Here is a 16,539-nt window from a genome sequence, read left to right as displayed (position 1 = left end):
AGTTCGGGAAGCTGACCACGAGAATGGCATCAACAGCTCCCAACAGAACCGGTCGCGTGATCCTTCAGGACCCCAGTGAATTAACGCGGCATGCTCTGCGACGAGCGCGTCAAGCCGTGCGCTGCTTGCCGTTTCAGCGCAGTTTCTACCGTCACCTGGAGACGGGTGCCATGAGCAGTGGCGAACTGGTGGCTCTCGACGACTGGCCAGCCCTGACCCAGAAACGCCTCAATGCCAGCCAGACCGAGGATCACCTGATCTGGCTGATTCAACTGGGAGTCCTGCGCCGGGAAGTGGATGGCCAGGGCCTGACAGAACGGGTGCGTATCACGCCGCTCGGCCGGGAGGTACTGACCGACTGGCCGGAAGCCATCCCCTCAGCTGGATTGACGCATCGACTCGTGCACTGGTGCCGTCGTCACCGCCCCCGATGGTGAGAGCAGTCCCATCGACAACACAGTCTGCAAACAGTCATCGCGGTTGACCTGATCCATCAAGGCCAGGCCGATTCCGGAAAGACCGGTGAAGCACCCCGGAAGCAACAGGTTGCTATCAGCGGTACCAAAGCATCGGAACGATCCCCCAAGACCTCTTGCCCTGGCAATGGACTGATTCACCAGCTGCGACGAGCGCTCGATGGCCGCGGAGCGCAATGTCGCCGGCAACTGATCAGACCAAGGGCCCTCGGCCACAATCCGCAGCAACGAGGCATTGCCCATCGTTCCGCAACAGAGATGATCCGCCATGGGTAAGGGGAACGCGGTCAAGGTCTGGAGAGCCGTGGTCATCTCGTCCAGACAGCTCGCATCCCAGAGAGGAGTGCCAAACAGACAGGTCCGTCCCAGGGCGATGCCTGGCGCGCCGTGGCACCAGGACGTCATGAACTGGTTGGGCTGGTTAGGTTTGTAGTCGCGATAGTCGGGCCAATTGCCATGGTCGGCATCAAAGCGCTCACGTTCATAGACCAAGGCACGCGACGCTGCGTCGATGAAACGGGCTTCACCCACACACTGTCCAAGCTTGACCAGCGCAGCGGCAAATCCGGCGGTGCCATGGGAAAACCCAAGCAGGGGATGACGGTCAGGGCCACCCAGCGACCATCCCCCGTTCTCCGTTTGATGCTGGAGCAGCTGATCGCCACAGAGCACCGCACACTCCAAGGCTCGCGCCGAACCGTTCTGCAGAAGCGGGCCGATCAAACCAGCAACACCTCCGATCACATCAAGGGCAAGATCAGCACGGATATGGTCCGGCAGCAGGGCTGAAATCAACAACGACTCAAGCTCTTGCAGTGACTGGCGTCGGTCGGTTTCGCTGCGGGCTGCCAGTTGCTGCAGAGACAGCAGCGTGCCTCCACAACCGTTCAACCCCAGGGGCTGATCTCTCCACCAGCGCAAACGCATGCCATCACGACTGGGTTCTCCAAGCTGCAGAAGGGGAGGAATCACGGCCTTCAACAGTTCAGACCGGTCAGCGTGTTCCGGGAAATGGGCCGCCAGAAGAGCCACACCGGCCGTTCCGCCATAGAGGGAATGGCCAACAGGGCCGAAGGCGAATTTTTCGCCATCACTGCCGAGATCCATCCCCAACCAATCGACCAAACCGTCGGAATCTCGGATGGCAATCTCCTCCAGAACATCGACAAGACGACCTGCTTCCAATCGCAACTGATCAGGCGTCAAGTCGGCAACGTCAAGCTCCTCGGGAGCCGATTCCTGGTTCTGCCAACCCTGTTCAGTGGTGACACGCGCACGACTGGTGCCGCGAATCAGCTGCTCCTGAAACTGCACCGCTGCGGCATCCCAGGTCTCAATCCGTCGGCGGCTGGATTCAAGACCACTCGTTTCGATGAAGTTCTCAACAGGAGCGAATCCATCACTGAGGGGCAGGTCGTTGCCGTCGATGGCGTGAACGAAGAAAGGAATATCAAGCCTTTCCATCTGGCGCACTTCCTCATCAAACACGGGCCAATGCTTGGGCCGATCGGTTGCCATCAGAAAACTGCGACTGAGCTGCTCCAGCACCAATCCCTGGCTCAACGGGGACCGCAAGGCCGCTGGCTCCAGTTGTTGACGCTGCAACGCGAAATAAACGCGGGTTGCCCTCAGCACGATGCGCCGCGGAAGACCACGGAAGCGTTCGAGCACACCATCGGCTCCGATCCAGTGATCACGGGTCTGCTCAAAGGCGAGGCACTGTTCACGGAAGCCTTCACAGAAGATCTCGAGATGCCTGTTGAGCCCGTTGGTCTCGCCACAGCCCACCGGAAGACTCGTGGGCACCTCCGCAGGGATCATGATGCGACCGGCCATCATGCCGTCGCTGTTGAGACCCAACCAACCGGCGCTCTTCATGGTGGTGGAGGCTGGCGGGGCGATGCCAAGCGCACTGATGTCCACAGCAGCTCGAGCCTGACCGACAAACAACCACGTGGGCAGTAGACCGGAGCGAAGCACGGAGTTCTGAAACCGTTTCTGAAGATCTGACTGATTCAGAGAAGTTTGATGCTCCGACGCATCACTGATGTGATCCGGTAAATCAGCCTCAAGGAGAGTCTCCGTATCAATCAACAACAGCTGATCCCCACAAGCGATCAGGTTCTCGTGGTGACAATCGGTACAACCGAAGAGATGCAAAACGGCCGTGAGACGACCCGCATTGCGGTAGAAGCGCTTGAGCTCATCGTCTCCACTACAGAGACGATGCTCAACAAACTCCATGTAGCCATAGTCGTCACCGCAATGAATGCTCAGAGTGCGCAGGGGCGGCAACGCACTGTTGCGATTGAGATGATCAAGGGCTTGGTGATAGGCAAGATCAACCCCCATGTCCTTGGGTTTGTAGACCAAGCGTGATGTGCTGTCGCCATTCGGGGTGGCAAAGGTCAGAACACTGACCGCCTGCCCTCCGTTATGGGGGTCACTCAGGCCCTGCTTGATGTCGATGAGCGCAGCAGATGGGGGAATTCCAAAGGTCTGCTGCAAGGCGTCAACATCCGCATCAATCCTGCGCAGCATCTCTTTGTTGGACTGGCGCCAAAACAGACACACCAGACCCAGATACCTGCCCAACACCGGGAAGGTTTTGAGCAGACCGTCCAGTCCATCAGCACGATGCTGACGAATGAAGCGCTCGTAGTATTCGCGCACCGGAGGGCCCTGACCGTCGCCTGCGGCACCGAGGTGGGCCAGCAGCATCACGCCGGGAGGTCGCAACAGGTTGAACTGCTCAAACAGCACCTGCTCAGAGACGCTGCTGAGTCGGCTCAGTAACGATTGCCCCAGAGCCTGGAAGACGTCGTCAGTGAAAGATCGCGTCTGCGAATCGGAAAGGCTGTCGCGCAGCCTGGCCACCGCATCGTCGACAACCGGCAGCCAGAGGTCTGCAAACGGCAGCTTCTGCTTATCCGAATCCTCAGCGACGTAGGGGTGCAGGGCACGATCAGGGTCGGATCGCAGCGCATGCTGCAATGCCTTCAGTTCATCCCACCAGGGTTCAGAAATGGCTGCCTCTTCAGGATTTGAGGCACGGGCCAAGACGCGACGCAGGGTTTCCGCATCCAGGCCTGACCAGGCAAAGCGACGCGCCAGTTTGTCGCTTTCCTGGGGTGCGATCGCGTCGAGCCAGGCTTGACCAAGCCCCTGCTGGAAACCGTTGAGGTCGTCGCAGCTGACAGCTGAATCAGTGGTTTGCCCCTTCTCAGCTTGCAGAAGTTGATGCAAAGAAGGCCATGACTGCATTACGGACATCGGCGTCAGCGCCCTTTTGACAACATTTGCGCAAGGTAGCCGTGCTCACATAATTCATCCCAGGTGCCATTTTCAGAGATTGCACCATCTCTGAGCACCAGGATTCGATCGGCATCTTTGATCGTGGCCAGACGATGCGCAATGCTGATTCTGGTGATCCCCAGTGATTGAACGGTGGCATTGATGCGCTGCTGCGATGCAGGGTCGAGAGCACTGGTGGCTTCGTCCATGATCAGCACCTGGGGCTGATGAATCAGGGCTCTGGCAATGGCAATGCGCTGCGCCTGCCCTCCCGACACATTGCCAGCACCATCCATCAGAAGGGTCTCGAGTTTCATAGGCATGGCTTCCACTTCATCGGCCACGGAGGCTGCGCGTAAGGCCTCCCAGATGCGCTCCTCATCGAGCACAAGCCCGCCGCAGACGACGTCATAAATCGAACCGCCATTCAGATGCGCTGTCTGCAGCACAACGCCGAGTTGGCGTCTGTAGTGCCGTATCGACAATCGAGGCAATGGAATGCCATCCACCAACACTTCACCGGCTTGGGGATCAGCAAAGCCCAGGAACATGCGCACCAACGTTGACTTGCCACAACCACTAGGGCCGGTGATCACCGTGTGTTCACCCGGCATGATCTCGAAATTCAGGTTGCGCAGAATTGGCTCAGATGCTCCAGGGAAGGTGTAGGTGACATCACGGAAGCGATAGTGCCCCCCCACCTGATGATGCACAGCATCGGGTTCATAACCGCGTTCGACTTCGGCATAAAGAATGGGTTCTGCCCGTTTCCAAAGAACGCTGGCACGGCCGAAGGTGTTGGCCAAGAGGTTGGCGGCCTGGGAGAGTGATGCATTGAACCCCGAAAAAGCAGCGTTAAACGAGATAAAGCTCACCAGAATGGCTTCAAATTCAGCCGAACTGCTGGCATTGGCTAACAACCGATGGGTCACCACCGTAAACATCATCAATGAGGCCAGGGGACTGACCAACGTGCCGAACATTTCAATCCCGTCGCTATAGATGTTGCTGCGCAGTTGCAGTAACGCATAGTGATTTACTTCCCTCAGCCATCGGAGCAGCACGAATGGCTCAGCCGCAGCACTACGGATCTGAGCCAGTCCGAACACAGACTGGAGCGAGAAATTAGTAATTTCTGCACCAGTCTCCAACAGCGGTTTCTGCAGTTGGATATCACGAATGGTGAGTACCAACAAGCCCACCAGTGAAACCAGGGTGAAGATCGCGGCCCAGATCGCCAGGGTGCTGTCGTAGATCACCATCAATACGAAGTAACCGACGCTGAACACAGCCGAAAGCAACGTGGAAAGAACACCACTGCCCAGCAGCTGACGCAATTGACTGATGGAGTTAACACGCGATGCCAGGTCACCAGTGGTGTATTGCGAGACAAATCGCATCGGCAAGCGCATCACGCGATCAAACACAGCGGTTTGCAACCTGAGATCCGTAATGCTCTCAATCCGCAACATCATCACGGTTTGCAGATACTGCGCCGCGGCCACACCAGCGACCACCACAAGCACAATCGCCAACCCCTGCAATAACAGAGCGCTATCGTTTTCAGGCAAAACACGATTCACCAGAAGGTTGGTGAAAATTGGGATGCTGAAGTGAAAAGCCATCACGGCTGCCGATGCCAGCATCAAGGCCCAGATAGCCCTCCATTCCGTATCGAAAGCGAACGAGATCACGCGCAGAGGTCCTGTGACCTTGGCAGGCAACGACGGATAAATTTCGAAGGCATCACCAGCGAGGTCCGCTGATTTCGGCACGGGCCAGCGTTGATCGCGATTAGCGGAATAAAACCAGTTACGCCCTTGATCACGGAACAGTGCCAGCGCTTCTCCGGAGTTCCGATCGTGAACGATCAACATCGGGAATTCACTGCTCCATGGCTCGCGCGGTGGATCCACACGGCGATGGTGAATGTCGTTGTGATCGAGCTGAACACTGATCTCGGCATCAGGGATGGCAATCAGAGGCCGCCAAGGAGCCTGCAGATGACGCAGACAGAACCCAATCAGTCGCAACTCGTGCTGCGGCAACAGATCCTCACTGGACTGCAACAGGAGATCGCGCTCGAGAGCATCCGCCTGTTGGAGCGCGCGCCGCCGGGCCTCGCTCATGGCATCACCTCGATTGACTCGCGAAGTTCGGCGGCCACGAGTTTTGAAAATTCACTCAGGGGATCCTCCAGAAGCCGCTCCGGGTGACCACGCTCGATCACCTGCCCCTTGGAGAGAACAAGCACCTGGTCACTGGCCAGAGCAGCATCAAGCCTGTGGGCAACGCTCACCACCGTGATGCCCCGCCGCTGAACGGCATCAAGAACACCGCGCTGACTGAGGTTGTCGAGGGAGCTGGTGGCTTCGTCGAGCAACAGAATCGAAGGCCGGCGAATCAAGGCCCGGCAAATTTCCAGACGTTGCCGTTCGCCACCACTGAGATCACTGCCGTTATCGCGCAACTGCCGCTGAAAGCCATCCGGATGACCAGTCACGGGCTCCAGGAACTGGGCATCAGCAGCGGCGGCCTGCAGATCTTGATCGGTGTAGTCCGGGTTCCACAGCGTGATGTTGTCGCGAACGGAGGCGTTGAACACGAACACCTGCTGAGGCACGTAGGCGATGCTCCCGCGCACGAGCTGATCATCCAGCTGTTTCCACGTCTTGCCATCAAACAGAATTTCACCGTCCAACGGGTCCAACAGCCCAGCGAGCATGCGGATCAAGGTGGTCTTGCCAGATCCACTTCCTCCCACGAGGGCCAAGCGTGACCCAGCGGGAACCTCGAGATCCAGCGCTGGAAGAAAAGGCGGATCGATGGCATTGAACCCATAGCTCACCCCCTTGAGCGTGATCCGACCGTTGAGGCGTTGATCGTCACCAAGCGTCGCTTCAAAGCCTGTGCGCGCGGATTGAAAGCTGCGCACATGGGGGTCATTCGCCGTGGACGTGAGATCCACCAGGCGGCCCAGATCACCGATCAGACGCTGAAGGGTGGAGCTCAACTGCGGCAAGGTGGAGATCGGAGCGATCAACTGCACCTGCAGGAACTGAAACGACACCAACAGGCCAAGGGACATGCGTCCCTGGATGATCAGCACTCCCCCAAGGGTGATCACCAGGGCCGACAGCAACAGCGTGGCGGTGCTGGCACTGATGCTCGACCAGGCGAGCTGAGCACCAAGCAACTGGTTTTGCTCCACGACCGAGCCGAAATTGCCCTGCCATTGGCTGAGGAAATCGAACTCCAGCCCTGACGCCTTCAGAGTTTCGATCGTGTTGATGCCTTGCAGCGCTCGACCCTGAGCTTTGCCCTGTTCAATCGCAAGCTTGCGGTTGGCGTCGTAACGCTGAGCCGTGAGCCACCAGTTGAGCAACAGATTGAGGGCGAGCACAACCGCCACCAACGCAGTCAGCCAGAACGAGATCAAACAGCTCACCACCAACAACAGCAGCGCAGCCCAGGTGCTCACCAAGAACCGCAGCAACTGCGCCACCACCACTTGGGTGGTTTGCATGCCGAGCAGCATCCGCGACGACAATTCGCCGGCCATGCGCACCTGGAAAAAAGCCCACGGCACAGAGAACAGCTTTTCAAACAGATCAGCGGTGAGCTTTTTGGAAAGCAGCAGCTCCAGGCGCCTCAGCACCACAAACTGCACCGCCATCAGGATCAGCCACATCAAGCAACTGAGGGCCAACAACCACACGATGGGAATCCCGAAATAGAGCCGTTCTTCCTGGAGGAAATCCGTGATGAAGGATGCGGTGAGCCCCGCCACCAGCAGATTGGGCACCAGCAGGGCCGAAGCCACCACCATCAAACGCAGCAGCTGATTGCGATAAGGACGCAGCAAGCCCGGCAGCATCCACAACGGGGATCGATCCTGACCGCCTCGACGGAACTCCGGGCCGGGTGAGAACTCCAGAACCACACCGGTGAAGTGATCGAGAAATTCCTCCAGCAGAACGCGCACACGTCCTTGCGCTGGATCGCTCAGGAACGCATGCGTCTGGTCGAAACCCTCGACAACGAGAAAATGATTGAAGCCCCAGAAGATCACGCAGGGGAACTGACCTTGGAGCATCAGCTGCTCCCCGGAACAGCGATAGGCCTTGGTCTTCAAACCGTATTGACGGGCGGCCACCAAGACATGCTGAGCATTGGAGCCGTCGCGATTGATGCCACAGGCACGACGAAGCTCCGTTAAGGGGACGATGCGCCCGTGATAGCGAAGGATGGTTGCCAACGAGGCGGCACCGCATTCGGCTGCTTCGTATTGCAGAACCGTTGTGGCCTTGACCCGTGGTGATGGTGTGCTGGACATCAACGGCCCCTTGGGGTCGTCGACCGGTTCGACGATGAGGGCTGACCCGAGATTTCCTCAGTCCCATCTCGCGATTCCGGCGGAACGATGCCGAACCAGCGGCGCAAGCGTGGAATCACCAATGCAATGGGAGCGACATGACGCGTCGTGATCGCCACGGTGAGCTGATCGGCCGTTTTGGGAGCAAAGGGAAGATCCCCTCTGGAATTCCAGACGTAACCAGCCCGGTTGTCGCCTTGATCGGCGGCGTCGCGTTCCAGCTCCACCACGGCCAGTGTGGGACTGGGTTCACGCTTGCGGATCACAGACGCCAGTTCACTCACACCCAGGCGCGCCTCCAGCTCCTGCTCACCGCTTGGTAATTCAGCCAGCTGAACCACACGCCCTTGAATGCCACCCACCTCGGAGCGACGCATCCCCACCGGTGTCACCAACACAGGCATCCCCACGTTGACCTGGGCTGATTCACGGGCTGAGAGAAACACCGGCACCCGAGCTGGGTTGGCCAGCGATTCCCGACTCAGCAGGAGAAGTGAATCACCTTTGGAGACACCTTCACCGTCATTGGGAACCACCTGACGGATGTAGACATCGTGATCCGCAAAAATCAAACCATTGGAGATCATCTGAGCCAATGACTGGCGCAGCTTGATGTACGACTGCTCCAGTTGCGCTTGAAGCTTCGCAAGCGAGTCTTGATTGGAAAAGATCTGAGATTCGAGATTATCGACCTGCGCCTGATTTTGAAGAAGGGTGGGCTTGCTGACGTAGCCCTTCTGAGCGAGGGCATGCATCGAATTAAAAAATGCCTGGCGGCTTTTCAGTTCTTTTTCCAGAATCGTTTGCTTTTCAGCCAGCGTTTTCTGCTGAAAGCGCGTGAGCACACCAACAGATGTCAGCCTGTCGAGCTGTGACTGCAAGGCCTCTTGCTCTTGAAGCGATTGCAACCAGATGAGCAGAGTTCCTTGTGCATACGACGTCTGTCCAGGCGTCACAGCATCGGAGCTCAATCGTGGCTGGACTTGTGAGGGTGCATAGGAACGAAGAATGCTTCGCGACAGCTCCATCACCTCGGCATTCGACAGTGATTCAGGCTCACGTTGAAACCGCAAGGCTTCATCAGCCCAGTGATAACGAGAATCTGCAAACGTCCAGCGCGCTCGGCCATCCACAGCAGCGCGAACGTTATTAATCACCCCAACAGGCAAAAGCACACCGGTGCCGCTGACCTCGATCGGAATTCGCGCCAGCACCGACCAGAGCACACCAACGGATGCCAACACCACCCCAAAACCAAGGGTGAGACGCAGCGGCGGCGACAACACAACGATAGGAGTTTGTTTGTCTCCCGACTGATGGCGTTTGCGCAGGGCGCGTGTCTCGAAAATCTGTCTCATCGCATCCGCTTCTCCTGTTCACGCACCAATGCACCGCTGGCTCCAGGCCAGGTCGCCGAATAGCGATATAACTCTGCAACGGCTTTGTTGTAAGCCAGGATTGCCTGCGACAGTTGCTGCGATGACGTTCCCCACTGTTCGATCGTTTGCACAATGGTGGTGATGTCACCAACCCCAATATCAAATCGGGCACGCGCAACCTCTTGTGCCGTCAGTGCGGCCTGGTAAGCCATCCGTGCACTGTCAACCGCCACCTGAGACGCCTCGTAGTCGCCATAACTAGAACGGACTTGTTCAACGGTCTGCAGACGATTTGACTCAGCCATTGATCGTTTTTGCTCGGCCTGAGCGTATTCAGACTGGGCCTGGGCTGCATCAATACCGCCATCAAACAACGCCCAATTAAAACCGATACCAACAGCACCATCCCATGTTTTCAAACCCGACTGGGCAAACGTGGTGTCCCGACCAGGGACCCCATTGATCACACCACTTTCCAGCCGAAGGCTTCCCCTGCCCACCACCTGAAAGACGGGGAGATATTGATTCATTTGCGCAATCCCACTCCACTGCGCCGACTGCGCAGCGGCAAGGCTGGCGAGGATCTCTTCACGCAGTTGCGTGGCACGGGCAATGGTTTCCGGGAGGGGAACCGTCCAGCTGTTGTAGAGCTTGGCCTTCTCCACCGGCATCGCCATTCTGTTGGCTGGCAACCCGAGCTGGCGGGCCAGTTGAGCAGCTTCTGTGATGTACGACTGCGTGAATGAGACCAGCTGATTGAGCTGATTAAACAGCTGAGACTCCGTCTGGGCCAGATCCAGAACGGTCGCCAGCTGAATCCCATACCGGGCTCTGATCACCTCCATCTGGCGACGGTTGATGTCATAGATCTGCTGAAAATCAGCAATGAGCTGACGAAGACTCTGCAGGGAGTAATAAGAGGTCTGGATCTGCAGGATCAGGTTTCTAGCGCTGACATCAAACAGCAGCTTCTGTTGACGCAGTGCCTCTGATGCGGCGTTGATGTTGGGCTGCCGCGTGGGATCGATGAAGCTCCAGGACGCTGTTGCACCCGGCTGCAAAACGGCCGTGGTGGTGAACTGCTTGACCTGTCTTGGTGCATCCAGAGCGCTGCCGGGAGACAACGTCACCAGCTCCCGTTGTGAGTTGTAGAAGTTCTGGATGTAGGTGTTCGCACTTAAACCGACAAATGGCGCGCCGTTGGAAAGCTCAAGCGTGGGGTACCACTGACGTTGGGCCGCAATCAGTTGCCATTCGTACTGCTGGATCGCGCGAAATGCTGCAACCAGATCAGGGTTATTGCGAAGCCCCAGCTCAATCGCCTCCTCGAGGGAGACTTTCTGGGATGAAGCATCAACGCGAGCTCGCAGTTGCTGAAGCCTGTCGACCAATGCATCCGCCTTTTGCTCCTTCGCCAGAGGATTGCGTTGAGCCAACGGATACGGCTCGGCTACAAGAGGCATGCCAAAGCCTGTGAACAAGGCGAGCCCCAGAGGAAAAAGAGCCGCACGCTTCACCGGCATTGGTCAGCGCGACATCGCTCGAGAACTGGCCGTATCGAACCACAGGTTGTTCAACTGTCGAGTCCGACATCACGTGCTGTTCACAACGACGCGAAACGTCGATGGGTGACTTGCGATGCTCAACAGCAGCGGATCGCAGCCACCCCATTCGAATGCGCAGCCCCCAGCCAGCCCCCCTGATGGTGCTTGGCACCAGCAGCGGTGCCGGCAAATCGTTGATGACAGCTGCCCTCTGTCGCGTGCTCAGACGACGCGGCGAATGTCCGCTGCCCTTCAAGGGCCAGAACATGAGCAACAACGCCTGGGTGGATCAAAGCGGGGGTGAAATGGCGTACTCCCAAGCACTCCAGGCCTGGGCCGCTGAGCTGGAGCCCGATCATGCGATGAATCCCGTGTTGCTCAAACCGCAGGGCGACTCAACCAGTGAGGTGATTCACCTTGGGGCCTCGGTCGGTCAGTGCCGTGCTGAGCATTACTACCGCGATTGGTTTCGTCCAGGCTGGGTCGCCATTCGCCAGGGACTGAGGACGCTGCAGGAAGCGCATCCAGGCGGGCGGCTGGTGCTGGAGGGAGCTGGTAGCCCAGTGGAGGTGAACCTGCAGGCACGCGACCTCACCAACCTCCGCCTGGCGCAGTACCTCAGGGCCCATTGCCTGCTGGTGGCTGACATCGAACGGGGAGGGGTGTTCGCCCAGATCGTGGGAACGCTGCAGCTGCTGAGGCCCGTAGAACGTCCTCTGATCCGTGGGCTGCTGATCAATCGTTTTCGCGGCCGCCGGGAGCTGTTTGACGAAGGCCGCCGCTGGTTGGAGGCCAACACTGGCGTGCCGGTGGTGGGCGTGATGCCATGGCTCGATGAGCTGTTCCCCCCCGAAGATTCGCTGGATCTGCTGGAACGTCGCGGACGCAAACGCTCCGCAGAGCTGGACATCGCCGTGCTCAAGCTGCCATCACTGAGCAACTTTTCCGACTTGGACCCATTGGAGGCGGAGCCCACGGTTCAACTGCGTTGGGTCTCCCCTGGGGAATCGCTCGGCACCCCCGATGCGGTGGTGATTCCAGGCAGCAAGCAGACCCTGCGGGATCTGACCAGTTTGCGCCGAACTGGCCTCGATGCTCAGCTGGTCGACTTCGCCATGCAGGGGGGAGAGGTGTTCGGCATCTGCGGCGGCATGCAGATGATGGGTGAATCCCTGCAAGATCCGGATGGTCTCGAGGGAGAGCCCCACACCGACACGCCGAGCGGGCATGTTCCAGGGCTGGCGCTGCTGCCCATCCGGACCGTGTTCGGCGGAGGCAAAGCACTCCGACAACGCCACAGCACTGCTCTGTGGCCAGCGCAGATGCCCCCGCTGCAGCTGGAGGGATTCGAACTTCACCGGGGACTGACGGAGGTCAGTGGTGACTGCACACCGCTTTGTGCCGACGACGGACTCGGGTGGATCAAGCACCACAACAACCAGGCTGGAGCCGCCGCAGGAACGTACTTACACGGAATATTCGACAACGGCCCCTGGCGTCGTCGTTGGCTGAACCGCTTGCGACGTCGGCGGGACCTAGCCGAACTCAACGAGGATCAACCCCATCACAGCCGTCAGCGCGAGGCATTGCTCGATCGTCTCGCCGATGCGTTCGAGCAGCATGTGAATCTGGACCCATTGCTGTCATCCCCTCCTTGAGCGCCAAGCCCCCACAGGTGGAGATTCACTGGCCGAACGGCCGTCGCAGCGTCTGCTGCAAAGGGGAAGACTGGCTGCAGGCGGCGCAACAGGCGGGCATGCACATCCCCACCGGCTGCCTGGGTGGCAGCTGCGGTGCCTGCGAAATCGAAGTGAACGGGACCGTGGTGAGGTCCTGCATCAGCACCGTGCCTGCGCCAGCATCAGGCCAGCTGAGGGTGGAGTTAGCCACCGACCCCTACTGGTGAGCACCTTCTCGACATCCAGGCCACGTTCTCTGCTGTGGTGGAGCCTCCGCGCCCTGCTGGCCGGCGCTGCAGGCGGTGCGATGGCAGCCGTGGTGGTGAGCCTTGCCCTCACCCTGCAGCAATGGATCTGGGGAGCTTCGGTGCTGCAAGGTCTCCCCGGAGAGCGTCCGCTGGTCTGGTGCCTGCTTTGGGCTGGCGGAATCGGTCTGCTGCTGAGCCTCTTGCAACGGCAACGGCAGGCCCGCGGCCTGCCTGAGATGAAAGAGACCCTGGCCCAGTTGCGAGCCCCTGAAGGACTGAACACAAAGAACGGCTTCACCCAACTGCTGGGAGGGATCCTGGCGCTCACCGGTGGTGGCACCCTGGGCCCGGAAGCGCTGATGACCCGTCTGGTGGCCGTGGGCAGTCACCACGTCTGGAAAGGCGCCGATCGCAATCTGGTGGCAGCCGCCATGGCGGGCTCTCTGGGCCTGTTTCACTCCCCCCTGGTGGGAGGCGCCGCCTTGGCGGGGAAGAAATGGCAGCTGATCTGGCGCTGGCTGCCAGGCACCATCGGCGGCGTCGCCGGTTTCGTGGCGTTTCACGGTCTGAATGACTTCGGCGGTGGCATGCGCGGTGTTCCCTACCTCTGGCCCAGCGGCGAAGAGCAACGCCTCGGCGCCATGGTCGCTGCCGTACTGGCTGGCCTAGTGGGCTGGCTTGCAGGCCAGATGATGCGGCACTGGCGTCAGTGGCTGCGCCAGCTCCAATTGCTCGAGCGGTTCTGGTGGTCCCCGATCGCCACCGGCTTGGTCGTGGGACTCTGCCTCTGGGGGCTTCCCTTGGCAGTCTTCTCCGGCGAAAACCAATTGAAACCGCTCGTGCTCGGTGACTGGTCACTGAGCACTGCCATCCTGATGCTCTCAGCCATCGCCAAATTGCTGATGGTGGGGCTGTGCCTCGAAACCGGATGGCGCGGCGGGCAGTTTTTTCCGGTGATCCTGGCCAGCAGCGCTCTGGGCATGGGGCTGCACCAATGGATTCCCTGGATCGGCGGTCTCGACAGTTGGAGCGCAGGGGTGGTCGGCGGCAGCCTCTCGGTTCTGCTGTCCTCCCCTTTGCTGGGACTGGTTCTGGGGCTATCCCTGCTGCAAGGCCACGGTGCCGTCGCGTTGGCCATCGGACTGCTGGTGGGACAACTGCTGCAGCGCGTCCATTGAGCGGATTGATCGCCGGCCTGATCGCTGCCCTGGCCTGGACCCTGGCCAGCAGCCTCTGGCGCAGTCTGTCCACATCGTTGAACGCGATTCAACTGAATGGTCTGAAAAATGCTCTGGCCAGCCTGGTGCTGCTCCCGGTGTTAATGACCCTGCCCTGGAGGCAGCAGCCCCAGGCACTGGTCTGGCTTCTGATCAGTGGAGGGCTTGGGATTGCCGTCGGCGACAGCCTTTATCTCGCTGCACTGAGGCGTCTTGGCACGCGGCGCACGCTGACGATGGAATCCCTGTCGCCTCTGGTCGCCGCCAGCAGTGGTTGGCTCACCCTGGGAGAACAACTTCCCGCAGAGGCCTGGGTTGGTGCGCTGTTGGTCACAGCCTCCGTGGCGATCGTCGCCCTGCAGCAACCGCCTCACACCACCCTCGAGCGCGATCGCCAGAGCAGGGTTCAACTGCAGGGCGTGCTGATGGCACTGCTGGCGGTGGCCTGCGGAGTTGCCGGTGCCGGCGTCTCGCGCAGCGTGCTGATCAGTGCCGATCTGACCCCACTGCAGAGTGCCGCCTGTCGACTCTTGGGAGGTTTGTTGTTGCTGTTGCCATGGATGCGCATCCGCTGGCGACGCATGACCATGCCATGTCCACAACCGCGTCCCCGTGAAAGGCGGTGGGTCACTGTTCTGATCGCCACCCTGCTGGGCACAGTGCTGGGGATCTTGCTTCAGCAAATTGCGCTGCAACAGCTGCCGCTGGGCATTGCGACCACCGTGCTGAGCACAGCACCGGTGATGGCGCTTCTGGTCGCCCGCGCCGAGCAAGACCGCCTCGGTTGGCAGGGTCTGATGGCGTCTCTGCTGGCCGTCAGCGGCGTGGCGCTGGCCGTGCTGAGTTGACTACGGTCTGCGGGATTGATGCAACCGAGATGTCCGATCAAGCCACGTACTACGGCGCCAACGGTTGGTTGCTGGAGTTGGGGGGGCGACGCATCCTCGTCGACCCATGGTTGACCGGTCCTTTGGTGTTTCCACCGGGCGCTTGGCTGCTCAAAGGAGAGCTACCCCAGGATCAACCCGTCCCTGAGGACCTCGATCTGCTCCTGCTCACCCAAGGGCTGCCGGACCACAGCCATCCCGACACCCTACGGACCCTGGACAAAAACGTCCCCGTTGTGGGCTCAGCAGCTGCAGGGAAGGTGGTTCAGCGGTTGGGCTTCCAACGCATCAACACACTGCGCCCCGGTGAAACCCATCGCGTTGGTGATCTCAGCGTGCGTGCCACCGCTGGCGCTGCCGTTCCGATGGTGGAAAACGGTTACCTCTTGGATTGGCCAGGTGGCTCGCTGTATCTGGAGCCCCATGGAGTGCTCGATCCTGAGCTGCTGTCGCGCAAGGTCGACACAGTGATCACACCGGTTGTCGATCTTGGCTTGCCGCTGGTTGGATCGTTCATCACAGGTGCCACGGTGATGCCTGCGTTGATCAAGCAATTTCGACCCACAACCGTGTTGGCCAGCACCACCGGCGGTGATGTGCGCTTCAGTGGCTTGATCAGTCGTCTCCTCGATGGAGGCGATGCGCCGCAAGCCTCAGCAGAGCCAGCGGATGATTGCGCGTTGGTGACACCCACCGTGGGTGAACCGATTCCATTGCCCTCCGAACAGCGCTAGAGAGTCATCAGTGGGTGGAGCCCTGGGGATGGCGCTGGATCAGCTGCTGACGCGATTGGAGATCTGCACCGATGGCCCAGGATTCACCCCACTGAATCACCAACTCAACCAACTCATCCGTGATGCGGGGTTGAGCCATGGCGTGATCCATCTCACCTGCCTGCACACCAGTTGCAGCCTCACGATCAACGAGAACGCCGATCCCAGGGTGTTGAAGGATTTAGCCGCATGGATGGATGCTGTGGTTCCCCAGGATGGTTTTGGCCCTGCGGATGCGGATGGACGCCGACGGCGCTACCTGCATGACGACGAGGGCGATGACGACATGCCCGCCCATATCCGCACGGCGCTCACCACGCAAACCATGAGCTTGAGTGTGGTGGAGGGCCAACTGCTGTTAGGCACCTGGCAAGCGGTGTACTTATGGGAGCACCGTGCATCCCCCCATCGGCGACGTCTGTCCTGTCATCTGATCGGTGACCTCCCTAACCGCGCTACGCCGATGGACCAGAGCCCTGCGACAGAACGAAGCAGCACTGCCGCGATGCTGCAACGCCGCAATGCGTCCAAGCTCAACGACCTGGTGCAAGCACGTCATGTGCCCGAAGCCTGGGCGGAAGACGGCGGCATCGACACGGATGTCGACTTGCTGATCGACCGCTTGCATGAGATTTCTGATCAGCCGCAGTAACCCCACCTGCGCTTT

The 16,539-nt window shown here is 59.6% G+C and carries 12 protein-coding genes; 7 read left to right on the top strand and 5 right to left on the bottom strand.

Features of this window, described 5'->3' with window-relative positions; genetic code table 11:
• Positions 1 to 23: 23 nt before the first annotated feature.
• Positions 24 to 437, top strand: a complete 414-nt coding sequence (locus tag SynNOUM97013_RS04040) for an Npun_F0494 family protein (protein WP_186480877.1) — start codon at positions 24 to 26, stop codon at positions 435 to 437.
• On the opposite strand, the gene SynNOUM97013_RS04035 is transcribed toward SynNOUM97013_RS04040, so the two are convergent.
• Genes SynNOUM97013_RS04035 through SynNOUM97013_RS04015 form a run of 5 tightly spaced genes read right to left on the bottom strand, consistent with a single transcriptional unit; the run spans position 378 to position 11,047 of the window.
• Entirely contained in the window at positions 378 to 3,722 is a 3,345-nt protein-coding gene (locus SynNOUM97013_RS04035; protein WP_186480876.1) for a type 2 lanthipeptide synthetase LanM family protein, read from the bottom strand. The genes SynNOUM97013_RS04040 and SynNOUM97013_RS04035 overlap by 60 nt on opposite strands.
• Before the next feature lie 32 nt (positions 3,723 to 3,754).
• On the bottom strand, positions 3,755 to 5,899 hold the full coding sequence (locus SynNOUM97013_RS04030; protein WP_186480875.1) for a peptidase domain-containing ABC transporter: 2,145 nt from the start codon (positions 5,897 to 5,899) through the stop codon (positions 3,755 to 3,757).
• The gene (locus SynNOUM97013_RS04025; RefSeq protein WP_186480874.1) at positions 5,896 to 8,106 is read right to left on the bottom strand and encodes an ATP-binding cassette domain-containing protein; all 2,211 of its coding nucleotides are present in this window, start codon (positions 8,104 to 8,106) and stop codon (positions 5,896 to 5,898) included. The genes SynNOUM97013_RS04030 and SynNOUM97013_RS04025 overlap by 4 nt, the downstream gene beginning before the upstream one ends.
• A complete protein-coding gene (locus tag SynNOUM97013_RS04020) occupies positions 8,106 to 9,503 on the bottom strand; it encodes a hypothetical protein (RefSeq protein WP_186480873.1) in 1,398 nt (465 codons plus the stop codon). The genes SynNOUM97013_RS04025 and SynNOUM97013_RS04020 overlap by 1 nt, the downstream gene beginning before the upstream one ends.
• Positions 9,500 to 11,047, bottom strand: coding sequence for a TolC family protein (locus tag SynNOUM97013_RS04015; RefSeq protein WP_186480872.1), 1,548 nt, complete (start codon positions 11,045 to 11,047; stop codon positions 9,500 to 9,502). The genes SynNOUM97013_RS04020 and SynNOUM97013_RS04015 overlap by 4 nt, the downstream gene beginning before the upstream one ends.
• A gap of 152 nt (positions 11,048 to 11,199) precedes the next feature.
• On the opposite strand from SynNOUM97013_RS04015, the gene SynNOUM97013_RS04010 reads away from it, so the two are divergent.
• The 6 genes from SynNOUM97013_RS04010 to SynNOUM97013_RS03985 are packed head-to-tail and all read left to right on the top strand — an operon-like array spanning position 11,200 to position 16,524.
• Positions 11,200 to 12,726: a cobyric acid synthase gene (locus tag SynNOUM97013_RS04010; protein WP_370586447.1), complete on the top strand. Its 1,527-nt coding sequence runs from the start codon at positions 11,200 to 11,202 to the stop codon at positions 12,724 to 12,726.
• A complete protein-coding gene (locus tag SynNOUM97013_RS04005; RefSeq protein ID WP_255442961.1) occupies positions 12,723 to 12,974 on the top strand; it encodes a 2Fe-2S iron-sulfur cluster binding domain-containing protein in 252 nt (83 codons plus the stop codon). The genes SynNOUM97013_RS04010 and SynNOUM97013_RS04005 overlap by 4 nt, the downstream gene beginning before the upstream one ends.
• Positions 12,971 to 14,173: a chloride channel protein gene (locus SynNOUM97013_RS04000; RefSeq protein WP_255442960.1), complete on the top strand. Its 1,203-nt coding sequence runs from the start codon at positions 12,971 to 12,973 to the stop codon at positions 14,171 to 14,173. The genes SynNOUM97013_RS04005 and SynNOUM97013_RS04000 overlap by 4 nt, the downstream gene beginning before the upstream one ends.
• Complete coding sequence (locus SynNOUM97013_RS03995; protein ID WP_186480871.1) at positions 14,170 to 15,060, top strand: DMT family transporter; 891 nt, start codon at positions 14,170 to 14,172, stop codon at positions 15,058 to 15,060. Before SynNOUM97013_RS04000 ends, SynNOUM97013_RS03995 begins: the two co-directional genes overlap by 4 nt.
• Before the next feature lie 29 nt (positions 15,061 to 15,089).
• The gene (locus tag SynNOUM97013_RS03990) at positions 15,090 to 15,833 is read left to right on the top strand and encodes an MBL fold metallo-hydrolase (RefSeq protein ID WP_186480870.1); all 744 of its coding nucleotides are present in this window, start codon (positions 15,090 to 15,092) and stop codon (positions 15,831 to 15,833) included.
• A 28-nt stretch (positions 15,834 to 15,861) separates the two neighbouring features.
• Entirely contained in the window at positions 15,862 to 16,524 is a 663-nt protein-coding gene (locus SynNOUM97013_RS03985; protein WP_186480869.1) for a secondary thiamine-phosphate synthase enzyme YjbQ, read from the top strand.
• Positions 16,525 to 16,539: the final 15 nt, after the last annotated feature.

The organism is Synechococcus sp. NOUM97013 (assembly GCF_014279815.1).
In the GTDB taxonomy this organism is placed as follows: domain Bacteria; phylum Cyanobacteriota; class Cyanobacteriia; order PCC-6307; family Cyanobiaceae; genus Synechococcus_C.
Note: the sequence above shows the minus strand (reverse complement) of the source record. Positions and strands in the feature narration are given on the sequence as shown.